The organism is Streptomyces beigongshangae (assembly GCF_019710745.1).
GTDB lineage: Bacteria > Actinomycetota > Actinomycetes > Streptomycetales > Streptomycetaceae > Streptomyces > Streptomyces beigongshangae.
Map to the genome: position 1 here is coordinate 56,756 of NZ_JAHKJW010000018.1, position 14,702 is coordinate 71,457.

The following is a 14,702-nucleotide window of genomic DNA, read 5'->3' on the forward strand; positions in this document are numbered from 1 at the left end:
GGGGGTCACTCCTTGTGGGAGAGTGCGCGGACGGTGCGGGACGGGCTGGGTCGGCCCAGTTGTCCGGCCATCCACCCGCTGGTGGCGGTGAGGAGGCCGAGGTCGACGCCGGTGTCGATGCCGAGGCCCGTCAGCATCCACACGAGGTCCTCGGTGGCGAGGTTGCCGGTGGCACTCTTGGCGAACGGGCAGCCGCCGAGGCCGCCCGCGGAGGCGTCCACGGTCGTGACGCCGTGCCGGAGCGCGGCCAGGGTGTTGGCGAGTGCCTGGCCGTACGTGTCGTGGAAGTGCACGCCGATCGCGGACACGGGAACGCCCTCCCCGGTGAGCGCGGTGAGGAGTGCGCTCACGTGGCCCGGGGTCGCCACGCCGATCGTGTCGCCCAGGCTCAGCTCGTCGCAGCCCATGTCGAGGAGCGCGCGGCACACCCGTACGACCCGGGCGACCGGGACCGGGCCCTCCCACGGGTCGCCGAAGCACATGGAGAGGTAGCCGCGCACATGGGCGTCCTGGGCCCTGGCCCGCGTCACCACCGGCTCGAACATCGCCAGCGCCTCGTCCACGGTCCGGTTGAGGTTGGCCTTCGCGAAGGACTCCGTGGCGCTGGCGAAGACCGCGACACGGGTCGCGCCGAGGGCCAGGGCGCGGTCCAGGCCCCGTTCGTTCGGTACGAGGACGGGCAGGGCCAGAGCCGTGCCGTTCCGGTCGCGCAGGTCCCGTACGAGGGGGAACAGCTGCTCCGCATCCGCCAGTTGGGGCACCCACCTGGGGTGCACGAAGCTCGTCGCCTCGATGGTGGTGAGGCCCGCGGCGGCGAGGCGGCGGATGAACTCGGCCTTCGTCTCCGTCGGGACGGTCGCCTTCTCGTTCTGGAGCCCGTCGCGGGCGCCGACCTCGTGGATACGGATCCTGGCGGGGAGGCCCTCGGCCGGGAAGGCCATGGGCAGGCCGGGTTCGGGGGTGGTCATGCCTGCTCCTCCCGGTCGTCCCGTGCGGGTGCGACCACGGCCAGCACCTGGTCCATGGCGACCGTCGTGCCGGGGGTGACGTCCAGCGCGGTGACGGTGCCGGCGTGCGGGGCGGCGATGACGTGCTCCATCTTCATCGCCTCCACCACCAGCAGGCTCTGCCCGGCCGTCACCTCGTCCCCCACGGCGGCCTTCACGACGGTCACCGTGCCGGGCATGGGCGCGGTGAGGGCGTCCGCGCCCGCGTGCGCCGCGCCGGTGAGGGAGGCGGCGACGGGGTCGTGGTCCAGCACGTTCCACGCGTCGCCGTCCCGGCCGAGCCAGGTGCCCGAGCGGTGGAAGGTGTGGCGCACGCCGTCGAGGGTGACGGTGACCCGGGCGGGGGTGACCTCGGCGTCCGGCCGGGCCCGCAGAGTGACGGGATCGAGTCCCGGTACGCGCAGGTCGAAGGCGGGTGGCGCCGGTTCGCCGCCGAGGCGCCAGCCGTCCGGCACGGAGAAGGGGTCCGTCCAGCCGTCGGGGCCGGCGGTGGGGGCGAGCGCGTCCAGGCGTACGGCCGCGGCGGCCTCGTACACCTCGGCCGGGACCTCCGCCGGGACCAGCCCCGCCACCTCCCGCTCGACCAGTCCCGTGTCCAGGTCGCCCGCGACCACGGCCGGATGCGCCAGCAGCCTGCGCAGGAAGCCCGCGTTCGTCTGCACCCCCAGCGTCACCGTCTCCGCCAGCGCGGCCCGCAGGCGCCGCAGCGCCGTCGCCCGGTCCGGCCCGTACGCGACGACCTTGGACAGCATCGGGTCGTACAGCGAGCCGACCTCCGTGCCCTCGGTCAGGCCCGAGTCGGTGCGCACGCCGTCGCCCCGGGCACCGCCCCCCTGCGGCTCGTGCAGGCGCAGGACCGTGCCGCCGGACGGCAGGAACCCGCGCGCGGGGTCCTCCGCGCAGATGCGGGCCTCCACCGCGTGCCCCGTGAGCGTGACGTCGTCCTGGGTGAGGCCGAGGCGCTCGCCCGCGGCCACCCGCAGCTGCCACTCCACCAGGTCCAGGCCCGTGACCAGCTCGGTCACCGGGTGCTCGACCTGGAGGCGCGTGTTCATCTCCATGAAGAAGTACGAGGCCGGGTCGTCGCCCGGGACGATGAACTCGACCGTGCCCGCCCCCGAGTAACCGCACGAACGGGCCGCCTGGACGGCCGCCTCGCCCATCGCGGCGCGCGTCCGCTCGTCGAGGAGCACGCTCGGCGCCTCCTCGATGATCTTCTGGTGCCGGCGCTGGAGGGAGCACTCGCGCTCGCCCAGGTGCACCACGTTCCCGTGGCCGTCCGCCAGGACCTGGATCTCGATGTGCCGGGGTCGGTCGACCCACCGCTCGACGAGGAGCGTGTCGTCGCCGAAGGAGGCCCGTGCCTCGCGGCGCGCCGCGGCGATCTCGTCCGCCAGCAGCGCCGCGTCCCGCACCAGGCGCATCCCCTTGCCGCCCCCGCCCGCCGACGGCTTCAGCAGCACCGGCATACCGATGTCCCGCGCGGAGTCGGCCAGCTCGGCGTCCGTGAGCCCGCTGCCCGAGGAGCCCGGCACCACCGGGACCCCCGCCGCCCGCACCGTCTCCTTGGCGCGGATCTTGTCGCCCATGAGGGAGATCGCGTCCGCCGGGGGGCCGATGAAGACCAGGCCCGCGTCCGTGCAGGCGCGGGCGAAGGCGGCGTTCTCCGCGAGGAAGCCGTAGCCCGGGTGCACCGCCCGGGCGCCGGTACGGGCGGCCGCCTCCAGCAGCCGTTCCACCGACAGATAGCTCTCGGCGGCCGGGGGCGGGCCGATCCGTACCGCCGTGTCCGCCTCGCGGACGTGCCGGGCGTCGGCGTCCGCGTCGGAGAAGACGGCCACCGAGCGCACGCCCAGCGACCGCAGCGTCCGGACGACCCGGACGGCGATCTCGCCCCGATTGGCCACCAGTACCGTGTCGAACATCTTCGTGGGTCCCCTCACATCCGGAAGACGCCGAACTGGGGGTCACCCAGCGGGGCGTTCGCACAAGCCGTCAGGGCCAGACCCAGTACCTGCCGGGTCTCCATCGGGTCGATCACGCCGTCGTCCCAGAGCCGGGCCGTCGCGTAGTAGGCGTTGCCCTGGGTCTCGTACTGCGCGCGGATCGGGTCCTTGAACGCCTCTTCCTCCGCCGCCGGCCAGGACTCGCCGCGCCCCTCCAGCTGGTCGCGCTTGACGGTCGCGAGGACCGACGCGGCCTGCTCGCCGCCCATCACGGAGATCTTGGCGTTCGGCCACATCCACAGGAAGCGCGGCGAGTACGCCCGCCCGCACATCGAGTAGTTGCCCGCCCCGTACGAACCGCCGACCACCACCGTCAGCTTCGGTACGCGCGTGCAGGCGACCGCGGTCACCATCTTGGCGCCGTGCTTGGCGATGCCCCCGGCCTCGTACTGCCGGCCCACCATGAACCCGGAGATGTTCTGCAGGAACACCAGCGGGATGCCGCGCTGGTCGCACAGCTCGATGAAGTGGGCGCCCTTCTGGGCGGACTCGGAGAACAGGATGCCGTTGTTGGCGACGATCCCGACCGGGTGCCCGTGGATCCGGGCGAAGCCGGTGACCAGGGTCTGCCCGAACTCGGACTTGAACTCCGCGAAGCGCGAGCCGTCCACCACGCGCGCGACGACCTCGCGCACGTCGTAGGGGGTGCGGGAGTCGACCGGCACCGCGCCGTACAGCCCGGCGGGGTCCACCTTCGGCTCGGCGGCGGACGTGACCGCCCAGGGCAGGGGGCCGCGCTCCGGGAGCGTGGAGACGATCGTGCGGACGATCCGCAGGGCGTGCGCGTCGTCCTCCGCGAGGTGGTCGGTGACCCCGGAGACCCGGGAGTGGACCTCGCCGCCGCCCAGCTCCTCCGCCGTGACGACCTCGCCGGTCGCGGCCTTCACCAGGGGCGGGCCGCCGAGGAAGATCGTGCCCTGGCCGCGCACGATGACGGCCTCGTCGCTCATCGCGGGCACGTACGCCCCGCCGGCCGTGCACGAGCCGAGGACGGCCGCGATCTGGGGGATGCCGGCTCCGGACATCCGGGCCTGGTTGTAGAAGATGCGGCCGAAGTGCTCGCGGTCGGGGAAGACCTCGTCCTGCATCGGGAGGAAGGCGCCGCCCGAGTCCACCAGGTAGACGCAGGGGAGACGATTCTCCAGGGCCACCTCCTGGGCGCGCAGGTGCTTCTTCACCGTCATCGGGTAGTACGTGCCGCCCTTGATCGTGGCGTCGTTGGCGACCACCACGCACTCGCGCCCGGCGACCCGGCCGATGCCGGCGATGACGCCCGCCGCCGGGGCCTGCCCCCCGTACAGCCCGTCGGCCGCCAGCGGGGCCAGCTCCAGGAACGGCGAGCCGGGGTCGAGCAGTGTGTCCACGCGGTCGCGCGGCAGCAGCTTGCCGCGGGCGGTGTGCCGGGTTCGGGCCCGCTCGCCGCCGCCCAGCCGCGCCGAGGCCAGCTTGCGCCGCAGCTCGTCGACGAGCGCGCGGTGTGCCGCCTCGTTGCCCCGAAAGGCCTCCGACGCGGGATCGGCCGCGCTGTGGAGTTCCGGTGCTTCCTGCATCCTGCGGTCCCCTCACGCAACAAGTTAATGAGCGTTAACGCGTTTCGGTCAGGTTAACGAGCGCTAACCGTCCTGTCTAGAATCGTCTCCATGGCCACGAGAACCGACGCCCCCACCCGCCGCGAGCAGATCCTCAAGGAAGCGGCCCGGCTCTTCGCCGAGCGCGGTTTCCACGGGGTCGGCGTCGACGAGATAGGGGCGGCGGTCGGTATCAGCGGCCCCGGTCTGTACCGCCACTTCGCGGGCAAGGACGCGATGCTCGCCGAGCTGCTGGTGGGGATCAGCGAGCAGCTGCTGACCGGCGGCCGGCTCCGGGTGGCGGAGGCCGGGACCGACGGGGACCCCGGGGTGCTCCTCGACTCGCTCATCGAGGGGCACATCGACTTCGCGCTCGACGACCGCCCGCTGATCACCCTGCACGACCGGGAGCTGGACCGCCTCCGGGACGCCGACCGCAAGCTCGTACGGCAGCTGCAGCGCCAGTACGTCGAGCTGTGGGTGTCCGTCGTGCGCGAGCTCCACCCCGCCCTGGCCGAGCCGGGTGCCCGCTCGGCCGTGCACTCCGTCTTCGGGCTCCTGAACTCCACGCCCCACCTGGGGCGGCCCGGATCGCTGCCGGGCCGGACGGACACGGCGGCGCTGCTGCACCGCATGGCGAGGGGCGCCTTCGCGGCGGCGGCGGACGCGGTGGCGCAGGAGGAAGTGGCGAGGGAAGAAGTGGCGAGGGAAGAAGTGATGAAGGAGGGGGTGGCGGTGGAGGGAGTGGCGGCCGGAACCCCTGAAGCGTGACGAGCGTCTCTGGGGGTCGGGGACGCCTGGCCTGGACGATGGTCGTGACCGGCCGGTAACGTGGAACTGAGCAAGCGCTTAGACACGGAATCTTGAGCCAGGCGGAGGTGGGCGCGGTGCGCCGTACGGTGTTCAACGAGGATCACGAGGCGTTCCGGGAGACCCTGCGCGCCTTCATCGAGGCCGAGGTCGTCCCGGTCTACGACGAGTGGTTCGCGGCGGGCCAGGCGCCCCGCGACTTCTACTACAAGCTCGCCGAGCTGGGTGTCTTCGGCATCCGCGTGGACGAGGAGTTCGGCGGCGCCGGCATCGACTCGTACAAGTTCGAGGCCGTGATGTACGAGGAGACCGCCCGCGCGGGCGTGTCCTTCGGCGGCTCCGGTGTGCACGTGCTGCTGGGCCTGCCCTACATCAAGGCGCTCGCCACCGACGAGCAGAAGAAGCGCTTCCTGCCGAAGTTCGTCTCCGGCGAGGAGATGTGGGCGCTGGCGATGACCGAGCCGGGCACCGGCTCCGACCTCGCCGGCATGAAGACCACCGCGAAGCTCTCCGAGGACGGCTCGCACTACGTCCTCAACGGCGCGAAGACCTTCATCACCGGCGGTGTGCACGCCGACCGCGTCATCGTCTGCGCCCGCACCTCCGCGCCCACGGCCGAGGACCGCCGCTTCGGCATCTCCCTCTTCGCCGTGGACACCAAGTCCGAGGGCTACTCGGTGGGCCGCAAGCTCGACAAGCTCGGCCTGAAGACCTCCGACACCGCCGAGCTGGCGTTCGTCGACGTGAAGGTGCCCGCCGAGGACCTCCTCGGCGAGGAGAACAAGGGCTTCCACTACCTCGGCGGCAACCTGCCCTCCGAGCGCTGGGGCATCGCGTTCGGCGCGTACGCCCAGGCCGCGGCCGCCGTCCGCTTCGCTAAGGAGTACGTGCAGGAGCGCACCGTCTTCGGCAAGCCGGTCTCGCACTTCCAGAACACCAAGTTCGAGCTGGCCGCCTGCCAGGCCGAGGTGGACGCCGCCCAGGCCGTCGCCGACCGCGCCCTCGAAGCGCTGGACGCGGGCGAGCTCAGCGCCGCCGAGGCCGCGTCCGCGAAGCTGTTCTGCACCGAGGTCGCGCACCGCGTCATCGACCGCTGCCTCCAGCTGCACGGCGGCTACGGCTTCATGAACGAGTACCCGATCGCCCGCCTGTACGCGGACAACCGCGTCAACCGCATCTACGGCGGCACCAGCGAGATCATGAAGTCGATCATCGCCAAGAACATGGGTCTGTAAGGCCCGGACGTACGGCGGCACGGTAGAACCAGCACATGAGTCAGGCACTCCAGTCCCTGCTCGATCTGCTCGACCTGGAGCGGATCGAGCAGGACATCTTCCGCGGCCAGTCGCGCTTCGCCGTCGTCCCGCGCGTCTTCGGCGGCCAGGTCGCGGCGCAGGCGCTGGTCGCCGCGGGGCGCACGGTCCCCGCGGACCGGCCCGCGCACTCCCTGCACGCCTACTTCCTGCGCGCCGGGGACCCGGGCGCGCCGATCGTCTACACCGTCGACCGCATCCGCGACGGCCGGTCCTTCACGACCCGCCGGGTGGTCGCCGTCCAGCACGGGCAGCCGATCTTCCACCTCTCCGCGTCGTTCCAGACGTACGAGGAGGGCATGGACCACCAGGCCGACATGCCGCCCGCACCCGATCCGGAGACGCTGGAGACCACGGCCGAGATGCTGCCGCGGTACCTGGGCGTGCACGGCGACGGCGGCGGTGACAGCAACAGTGACAGCAGCGGTGACGGCGACGGCGACGGCGACGTGGGGATCGTCCGGCGGATACTGGAGGCCCGGGCCGCCGTCGACCTGCGCTACGTCGACGCACCGCCGTTCGCCAGCGTCGGGCGGCCGCGCGAGCCGCGCTCCCAGGTGTGGTTCCGCACCAACGGCAAGCTCGACGGTGCCATCGACCAGCCGCTGCTGCACGTCTGCCTCGCCACGTACGTCTCCGACATGACGCTCCTCGACTCGGTGCTGCTCGCCCACGGGCGCGGCGGCTGGGTCACCGGGGACGTCGTCGGGGCCTCGCTGGACCACGCGATGTGGTTCCACCGGCCGTTCCGCGCCGACGAGTGGCTGCTGTACGACCAGGAGTCGCCGTCCGCGTCCGGCGGGCGGGGCCTGGGGCAGGCCCGCATCTACACGCGGGACGGGCGGCTCGCGATCACGGTGATCCAGGAGGGCGTGGTCCGCATCCCCCGGTGAGGTGCTTTCAGCCGCCGGTGGTCAGGCCCGCCGCGTCCAGCAGGTACGCCGTCATCGGGTCGTAGTGCCGGGGGCTCGTGACGTGGTCGTCGAGCGGGACGGTCACCTGGACCGTGCCCTCCGCCTCCGCGAGGAACAGGGCCGGGTCGTTGCAGTCCGCGTACCCCATGGAGTCCAGGCCCAGCTGGCCCGCGCAGCCCGCCCAGCCGTGGTCCGCGACGACCAGGTCGGGCAGCGGGCGGCCCTCGCCCTCCAGGCCCCGCAGGATCGCCCGCATCGGCTCGCCCGAGTGGGTGTGCCACAGCGTCGCGCCGTGCTCCAGGACGGCGACGTCGGCGAACTGGAAGACGTAGCCCTCGTCCGTGGTGAGCCCGTCCGGGATGACGACGATCTCGCAGCCGGCGGCGCGCAGGGCGGCGGCGGTGGCGCGGTGCACGTCCAGGAGACCGCCGGGGTGGCCGGTCGCGAACAGCACGCGCTCCCTGCCCTCGGCGGCCTTGCGCAGCCGGCCCGCCATGCGCTCCAGCGCGTCGACCGTCAGCTCGGGGTCGATGGTGTCCTGGCCGTACCGGTACTCCGGGTCGTCGTTCACGCCGCACCGCTCGGCCATGACCGCGAGGACGTCCTGCTCGTCGGTCCAGCGGTCGCCGAGCTCCAGGCCGAGCCAGTAGTTGCGGTCGCCGTTGGCCAGCTTGCGGTAGTGGGAGAGGTTGTTCTCGCGGGGAGTGGCCACCTCGCCCGCGATACGCGTCCGGACGAGGTGGTCGAGGAGGTCGGCGCGGCTGGGGGTCCCGGATATCGGCATACCCCCATTCTGCCGGTGCGTTCAAGTGAGGGGCGCCGGGCGGTGGGCGGTGGGATTCGAGTCACTTTGGGGTTTGGGGGCGATAGGGGGAGTCTTCCGGGTGATGGTCTTTCGGGTGCGGGGGGTGCGGGGGGTGCGGGGGGCGCGGGCCGGTCGCGCGGTTCCCCGCGCCCTTGAGAAGCGGGGCTGTGTCCCTGCTTCCGGGGCGCCGTGTCATGTGTGGTGGAGCGCGAACCACAGGTTCATGCGGACGTCCGGGTCGTCCAGGTCCGCCGCGAGGAGCTTCGCGCAGCGGGCCATCCGCTGGCGGACCGTGTTGCGGTGGACGGAGAGCGCCACCGCCGTACGGTCCCAGCTGCCGTGCAGCGAGAGCCAGGTGCGCAGGGTCTCCGTCAGGGCCGGGTTCGCGGCGATGGGCGCCAGGACCGTACGGGCGTACGCGGCGGCCTCGACCGGCGGGACCAGCCCGGTGAACCCGCGCGGCTCCCCGTGCCGGACCAGGTCCGCACGGGTCGCCCGCGCCCGGGCCAGGGCGCGGGCGGCCTGCGTGTCCGCGGCCGCCCACTCGCCCGGCGCCACCGGCGCGCTCACCCCGCACGTCCAGCCCGGCTGTGCACCCGGCTGCGCGCCCGGCTCGTTCCGGTCCGCCGGGACGAGGACCCGTACGACCTCGCCGTCCACGTCGACCAGCGGCGACCCCAGCGCCGCTCCGAGCGCCGAGGCGGCGACGGCGTCCGGCGCGGGACCGTCGGGACGCGCGTGCACGACGACCCACAGCTCGCCGCCGTCCAGCAGGGGCGCCACCTCCTCCGGCGCGGCGCCCAGCAGCAGCCGGACGAGCGCCGAGGAACGCGCCGCCCCCGAGCCGCTCCGCTGCTCACCGGTGAGCAGCGAGAGCAGCACCGCGCCGACCGACGCGATCGTGTGGTCGCCCGGGTCCCGGCGGAGCGCCGCCACGCCCAGGACGAAACCCCGGCCGGTACCGAGCGCGTACGCGGCGAGGTGGACACCGGCGACGGTGTCGCTCGCGGAGGAGGGCGCGGGACCGCCGGGGCCGGGAGCGGCGCCGGGACCGCGCCCGCCGTCATCCGCGGGGCGCACCACGGCGGCCAGCCGCGCCAGTGCCGCGTCGGCCTCCGCACTCGCCCCCGCCGCCGCCTCTGCTCCTGCTCCCGGCAGTCGTCCCGCCGAGGCCACCTCCCCGCCGTCCGGTGCGTACAGCACCGCCCGGCCCCCCGTCCGCCGGGCGAGCTGCCGCAGGACCGAGGGGACCGGGTCCGGGCGTGCCGCGGCGGCGGCCAGGCCCTGCTGGGCCTCCGCGACACGGCGCAGCTCGGTGTGGCGGGCCCGTGCCATGAGCTGCCAGACGGCCCGCGCCACGCCCGAGAACGTCGTACGGGGCGGGACCTCCACGAGCGGCAGCCCGTGCCGGTCGCATGCCTCGGCCAGCTCCCGCGGGACCGTGTCGTGCACCGGCGCCACCCCGAACCCGAGCGCGGCGCCCCCCGCCTCGACGATCCGGCCCACATAGACGTCGAAGTACGTACCCGACCCGGCGGTTCCGGGAATGTGCGCCCCCGCCGTGAGGAGCAGCTCCCCGCCGAGCAGGTACGGGTACGGGTCCGCCATCTCCGAGGCGTGCGCCCCGTGGAGCGCCGTCGCCGGGTCGCGCGGACCGGCGGTCTGCCGCAGCCCGAGGTCCTCCCGGGCCAGCAGGGCGGCGAGGGGGACCGGCGGCGTGGGCGGGACGGCGGGGGAGGAGGGGACCGCGGGCGCGGCGGGGTCCGGCATGGTGGACGTTTCCTCCGTCCGGTCCGGCGACAGTGGATGAAACGTACACTTCAGCGCCGCCCTCCGGCCACCTAGCGTCGAAGTGGCCACAGAGCGTGAGACCTCACCATGAAAGAGAGCACCCCTCCATGAGCAGCCCCGAGACGCCCCGCGGGCCCGTCGACTCCTCCCGCATCCCGCGGTACGCGGGCCCGGCGACCTTCGCCCGGCTGCCCCGCCTCGACGAGGTCGGCACCACCGACGTCGCCGTGGTCGGGGTGCCGTTCGACGCGGGTGTCTCGTACCGGCCGGGAGCGCGTTTCGGCGGCAACGCGATCCGCGAGGCGAGCCGTCTGCTGCGGCCGTACAACCCCGCGCAGGACGCCTCGCCGTTCGCCCTCGCGCAGGTCGCGGACGCGGGGGACATCGCCGCGAACCCGTTCGACATCGACGAGGCCGTGGAGACCATCGAGGGCGCCGCGGACGAACTCCTCGGCACCGGCGCCCGGCTGATGACCCTCGGCGGCGACCACACCATCGCACTGCCGCTGCTGCGCGCGGTCGCACGCAGGCACGGCCCGGTCGCGCTGCTGCACTTCGACGCGCACCTCGACACCTGGGACACGTACTTCGGCGCCGAGTACACGCACGGCACCCCGTTCCGGCGGGCCGTCGAGGAGGGCATCCTCGACACCGAGGCGCTCTCGCACGTCGGCACCCGCGGCCCGCTGTACGGCAGGCAGGACCTGACCGACGACGAGAAGATGGGCTTCGGCATCGTCACCTCCGCCGACATCTACCGGCGCGGCGCCGACGAGGTGGCCGAACAGCTGCGGCAGCGCATCGGCGACCGCCCGCTCTACGTCTCCATAGACATCGACTGCCTCGACCCGGCCCACGCGCCCGGCACCGGCACGCCCGAGGCGGGCGGCATGACCTCGCGCGAACTGCTGGAGATCCTGCGCGGCCTCGCCTCCTGCCACCTGGTCTCGGCCGACGTCGTCGAGGTCGCCCCCGCGTACGATCACGCCGAGATCACCTCCGTCGCCGCGTCCCACACGGCGTACGAACTGACCACGATCATGTCCCGCCAGATTGCCGAGGCCCGAACGCAGTGACCCACGACCACGACCTGGTGCTCCGCCCGACCGCCGCGCAGACGGAGGCCGCGCTGAACCCGCCGCCCGGCCGCACCGGCGGAGACCTGGTCGTGGAGACCCTCGCCGGTCTCGGCGCGACCACCGTCTTCGGCCTGCCCGGCCGGCACGCGCTCGCCGTGTTCGACGCGCTGCGCCGCTCCGACCTCGCGTACGTCGGCCTGCGGGCCGAGAACAACGCCGGGTTCGCGGCGGACGCATACGGCCGGATCACCGGCGAGGCGGCCCCGCTGCTCCTGCCGACCGGGCCGGGCGCCCTGACCTCGCTGGCCGCGCTCCAGGAGGCCGCGGCGGCGTCCGCCCCCGTCCTCGCCATCGGCAGCCAGGTCCCGCGCGCGGGGCTCGGCGGCGGTCGGCACGGCCATCTGCACGAGCTGGCCGACCAGCAGGCGTCGTTCAGGGGGGTGGTCAAGTCCGTCCACCCGGTCCGTACGCAGTCGCAGATCCCGTCCGCCCTCGCCGAGGCGTGGGAGTCGGCGCTGACCGCCCCGCACGGCCCGGTGTGGGTGGAGATCCCGCAGGACGTACTGCTCGCCGGGACGGTGCTGCCCGTCGTCACGGCCGTGGACGCAGCGCCGCACGACCTGCCACCGCGCCCCGAGCTGACCGCCGTGGCCGCCGACCTGCTCGCGAGGGCGGCCCGCCCGGTGATCATCGCGGGCGGCGGGGTCGTACGCGCCGACGCGTCGGGCAAGCTGCGGCAGCTCGCCGAGCGGCTGGACGCGCCCGTCGTCACCACCTTCGGCGGCAAGGGCGCCTTCCCCTGGAACCATCGGCTCTCGCTCCAGTCCCGGCTGGCGGACCGGCACGTCACCGACTTCCTGGAGGACGCCGACGTCCTGCTCGTCGTCGGCTCGGGCCTCGGTGAGCTCTCCTCGAACCACCACACGTTCGAACCCCGCGGCCGGGTGATCCAGATCGAGGCCGACCTCGGCAAGCTGGAGTCCAACCACCCGGCCCTCGGCATCCACGCGGACGCCCGCCTCGCCCTGTCGGCGCTCCTGGAGACCCTGCCGGCCACCGGACCCGTACGGGAGGACGCGACCGCCGCCGACCGTGTGCGCACCGTGCTCGGTCCCGCCCGCGAGCGCCTCGACGGGCAGGACCCCACCCTGGAGCAGCGGGTGCTGGCCGCCGTCCGCGAGGCGCTGCCGGACCGGTCGGCCGGCTTCTGGGACATGACGGTCCTCACCCACTGGGCCTGGTCAGGCTTCGACGCGCGCCGCCCCAACACCATGCACTCCGCCCAGGGCGCGGGCGGCCCCGGCTACGCCTTCCCGGCCGCCCTCGGAGGCGCGGTCGCCGACCCCACCCGGCCGGTCCTCGCGGTCTCCGGCGACGGCGGCGCGCTCCGCTCGGTCGCCGAGCTCGCCACGGCCCGGCAGTACGGCCTCGACGTGACCTGGCTCATCGTCGACGACGGCGGCTACGGCGCCCTGCGCGAGTACCTGACGGACGCCTTCGGCGAGTCCGCGCCCGCGGTCACGGACCTCTCCGGCCCGGACTACGTGGCGCTCGCGGAGTCCTTCGGCGTCCCGGGCGTACGGACCACTCCGGAGACCCTCGCCGCCGACCTCGCCGGAGCCCTCGCCACGCCCGGCCCCTCGGTGGTCGTGCTGCCGGTGCGGCTGCGGCTGCCCGTACCGGCGTACCTGGACCGGGCCTGACGGCGGGGCGGCCGCCCCGCCGTCAGGCCCCCGGCCCGGTCGCTCAGCGTCGCTCAGCGTCGCTCAGCGCAGGAACGCCGAGAAGTGCGCGCCCGTGGCGGGCGCGCCGAGGTCGCCGGCGCCGAACGCGACGGACGACGTGGCGGTGAGGCCGGTCGCGGTGCCGCGCAGCACCCAGACCGCGCCGTTCTGGGCGTTCTCGGCCGTCGAGCCGGCCGCGAGGTCGAGGTGACCGTCGCCGTCGACGTCCAGGAGCGCGCTGCTGACGCCGAACTGGTCGTCGTTCTCGGCGGCTCCGGGGACCCCGGCGGTGTCCTGGTGGAAGGTCTGCGTACCGGCGCCCGTGACGCCGGAGGCGCTGCCGGGCACGAGGGCCACCGAACCGGCGTCGGTGAGGTCGCCGATGTCCTCGCCCGGCAGGCCGAGCGCGATGTCGCCGAAGCCGTCGCCGTTGACGTCCCCGACCGAGACCGTGCTGCCGATCCCGTCGCCCTCCTCCTCGACACCGGGGAAGCCGGGCAGGTCCTGGTCGAAGATCTGGACGCGGTCCTCGGACAGGCCGGCGGCCGAGCCGAGAGCGAGCTGCACCTTGTCGCCGCTCCAGTAGTTGCCGACCACGACGTCGTCGAACCCGTCGCCGTTCACGTCCCCGACGCCGGTGCCCACGACGGTGCCCGCGCCCTCCCCGGGCGCCCAGCTGCGGGTGAAGCCCGCGCCGCCGCCGCCGAGCAGCAGCTGGTTGCCCCAGACGCCGTCGCCCTCGTAGTGCCAGGCGACGACGTCGTCCTTGCCGTCACCGTTGACGTCGCCGGCCGCGGTGGAGCGGACGGGACCGCTGACCGACTCGCCGGTCTTCAGGAGGGGCAGGACGGCGGCGGGCGTTCCGGCACGCGAGACGGGGCCCTTCCACACGGTGCCGGTGGCGGCCGTGGGGTCGTCGCCCGCGACGGTCTGCTGGGCGAACAGGGCGAGGTCCGTCCTGCCGTCGCCGTCGAAGTCACCGGTGGTGGGCGACTGGCCGTACCCGGCTATCGCCGTGCCGCCGGTGAGTCCGGAGGTGGAACCCCACAGGATGACGGAGCCGGCCTTGCCGCCCGAGATCACCAGGTCGCTGAAGCCGTCGGCATCCAGGTCGCCCTTGGTGAAGTTGGTCCCGAAGCGCTCGTTCGCGGTGGCGGAGCCGGGGACGCCGCTGGTGGAGCGGCTGATCAGCTTCTTGTTCGCGGGGGAGACACCGTCGGCGGAGCCGTACGTGACGGCGACGTAGCCCGCCTTCGCCTGGCTGGAGATGGTGGCGTTCGGGGCGGAGACGACCAGGTCGGCGTAACCGTCGCCGTTGAAGTCGTCCTGCGTGTTCGCGTCCGCGGCCGGTACGGGTACGGGTGCGGCGGCGGGGGCGGCCTGGGCGGTCCCCGCGGTGAGGGCGAAGGCGCCGAATCCTCCTGCGAGCAGCACCGCGGCTGCCAGGGGTGCGGTGAGACGGGCGGAACGAGTGCTGCGGTGTGCTCGGGACATGCGGGAGCCTTTCGAGTCGGTCGCGGCCGAGTCCGCTTCTGCTCGCGGAATGCCACGTTCACAGGGTTCGACTCGATCGAAGGACCCCCAGTTGTACGCCCCGATGTCATGGGTTCGTAACCGAGGGGACAGGTGGGGCGCTGAACTGCCCTGTGGTGACGAGGAGTTCAGCGCCTTTCACTGTCGGTCCA

Annotated in this window: 10 protein-coding genes and 1 pseudogene; 5 read left to right on the forward strand and 6 right to left on the reverse strand. The window is 73.8% G+C overall.

Features of this window, described 5'->3' with window-relative positions; genetic code table 11:
• Positions 1-5: 5 nt before the first annotated feature.
• The 3 genes from KM933_RS16190 to KM933_RS16200 are packed head-to-tail and all read right to left on the reverse strand — an operon-like array spanning position 6 to position 4,563.
• Positions 6-968: a hydroxymethylglutaryl-CoA lyase gene (locus tag KM933_RS16190; protein WP_221352720.1), complete on the reverse strand. Its 963-nt coding sequence runs from the start codon at positions 966-968 to the stop codon at positions 6-8.
• Positions 965-2,932 (reverse strand): ATP-binding protein, encoded by a 1,968-nt coding sequence (locus KM933_RS16195; RefSeq protein WP_221352722.1) that lies wholly within the window; start codon positions 2,930-2,932, stop codon positions 965-967. Before KM933_RS16195 ends, KM933_RS16190 begins: the two co-directional genes overlap by 4 nt.
• Before the next feature lie 14 nt (positions 2,933-2,946).
• Positions 2,947-4,563 (reverse strand): carboxyl transferase domain-containing protein, encoded by a 1,617-nt coding sequence (locus KM933_RS16200; RefSeq protein WP_221352724.1) that lies wholly within the window; start codon positions 4,561-4,563, stop codon positions 2,947-2,949.
• Between the two features lie 90 nt (positions 4,564-4,653).
• Between KM933_RS16200 and KM933_RS16205 the strand changes: the two are divergent.
• The 3 genes and pseudogenes from KM933_RS16205 to KM933_RS16215 form a co-directional block, all read left to right on the forward strand.
• Positions 4,654-5,244, forward strand: a pseudogene (locus KM933_RS16205) (SACE_7040 family transcriptional regulator); the annotation flags it as partial.
• Positions 5,245-5,468: 224 nt separating this feature from the next.
• A complete protein-coding gene (locus tag KM933_RS16210; RefSeq protein ID WP_221352882.1) occupies positions 5,469-6,626 on the forward strand; it encodes an acyl-CoA dehydrogenase family protein in 1,158 nt (385 codons plus the stop codon).
• A gap of 35 nt (positions 6,627-6,661) precedes the next feature.
• Positions 6,662-7,597, forward strand: a complete 936-nt coding sequence (locus KM933_RS16215) for an acyl-CoA thioesterase (RefSeq protein WP_221352726.1) — start codon at positions 6,662-6,664, stop codon at positions 7,595-7,597.
• A 7-nt stretch (positions 7,598-7,604) separates the two neighbouring features.
• On the opposite strand, the gene KM933_RS16220 is transcribed toward KM933_RS16215, so the two are convergent.
• Both KM933_RS16220 and KM933_RS16225 read right to left on the reverse strand, forming a co-directional pair.
• The gene (locus tag KM933_RS16220) at positions 7,605-8,402 is read right to left on the reverse strand and encodes a phosphatase (protein WP_221352728.1); all 798 of its coding nucleotides are present in this window, start codon (positions 8,400-8,402) and stop codon (positions 7,605-7,607) included.
• Between the two features lie 213 nt (positions 8,403-8,615).
• Positions 8,616-10,193, reverse strand: a complete 1,578-nt coding sequence (locus tag KM933_RS16225; RefSeq protein WP_221352730.1) for a PucR family transcriptional regulator — start codon at positions 10,191-10,193, stop codon at positions 8,616-8,618.
• 128 nt (positions 10,194-10,321) lie between these two features.
• Between KM933_RS16225 and speB the strand changes: the two genes are divergently transcribed.
• A complete protein-coding gene (speB, locus tag KM933_RS16230) occupies positions 10,322-11,290 on the forward strand; it encodes an agmatinase (RefSeq protein WP_221352732.1) in 969 nt (322 codons plus the stop codon).
• The gene (locus KM933_RS16235; protein ID WP_221352734.1) at positions 11,287-12,996 is read left to right on the forward strand and encodes a thiamine pyrophosphate-binding protein; all 1,710 of its coding nucleotides are present in this window, start codon (positions 11,287-11,289) and stop codon (positions 12,994-12,996) included. The genes speB and KM933_RS16235 overlap by 4 nt, the downstream gene beginning before the upstream one ends.
• 63 nt (positions 12,997-13,059) lie before the next feature.
• Here the strand turns inward: KM933_RS16235 and KM933_RS16240 are convergent, their stop codons facing one another.
• Positions 13,060-14,511 carry an FG-GAP and VCBS repeat-containing protein gene (locus KM933_RS16240; RefSeq protein WP_221352736.1) on the reverse strand — a complete coding sequence of 484 codons (1,452 nt, stop codon included), beginning with the start codon at positions 14,509-14,511 and terminating at the stop codon, positions 13,060-13,062.
• Positions 14,512-14,702: the final 191 nt, after the last annotated feature.

Bases quoted from the DNA above. Each gene is read 5' to 3' on its own strand.
- KM933_RS16190 (WP_221352720.1), bottom strand. From the start codon at position 968: ATGACCACCCCCGAACCCGGCCTGCCCATGGCCTTCCCGGCCGAGGGC.
- KM933_RS16195 (WP_221352722.1), bottom strand. From the start codon at position 2,932: ATGTTCGACACGGTACTGGTGGCCAATCGGGGCGAGATCGCCGTCCGG.
- KM933_RS16200 (WP_221352724.1), bottom strand. From the start codon at position 4,563: ATGCAGGAAGCACCGGAACTCCACAGCGCGGCCGATCCCGCGTCGGAG.
- KM933_RS16215 (WP_221352726.1), top strand. From the start codon at position 6,662: ATGAGTCAGGCACTCCAGTCCCTGCTCGATCTGCTCGACCTGGAGCGG.
- KM933_RS16220 (WP_221352728.1), bottom strand. From the start codon at position 8,402: ATGCCGATATCCGGGACCCCCAGCCGCGCCGACCTCCTCGACCACCTC.
- KM933_RS16225 (WP_221352730.1), bottom strand. From the start codon at position 10,193: ATGCCGGACCCCGCCGCGCCCGCGGTCCCCTCCTCCCCCGCCGTCCCG.
- speB (WP_221352732.1), top strand. From the start codon at position 10,322: ATGAGCAGCCCCGAGACGCCCCGCGGGCCCGTCGACTCCTCCCGCATC.
- KM933_RS16240 (WP_221352736.1), bottom strand. From the start codon at position 14,511: ATGTCCCGAGCACACCGCAGCACTCGTTCCGCCCGTCTCACCGCACCC.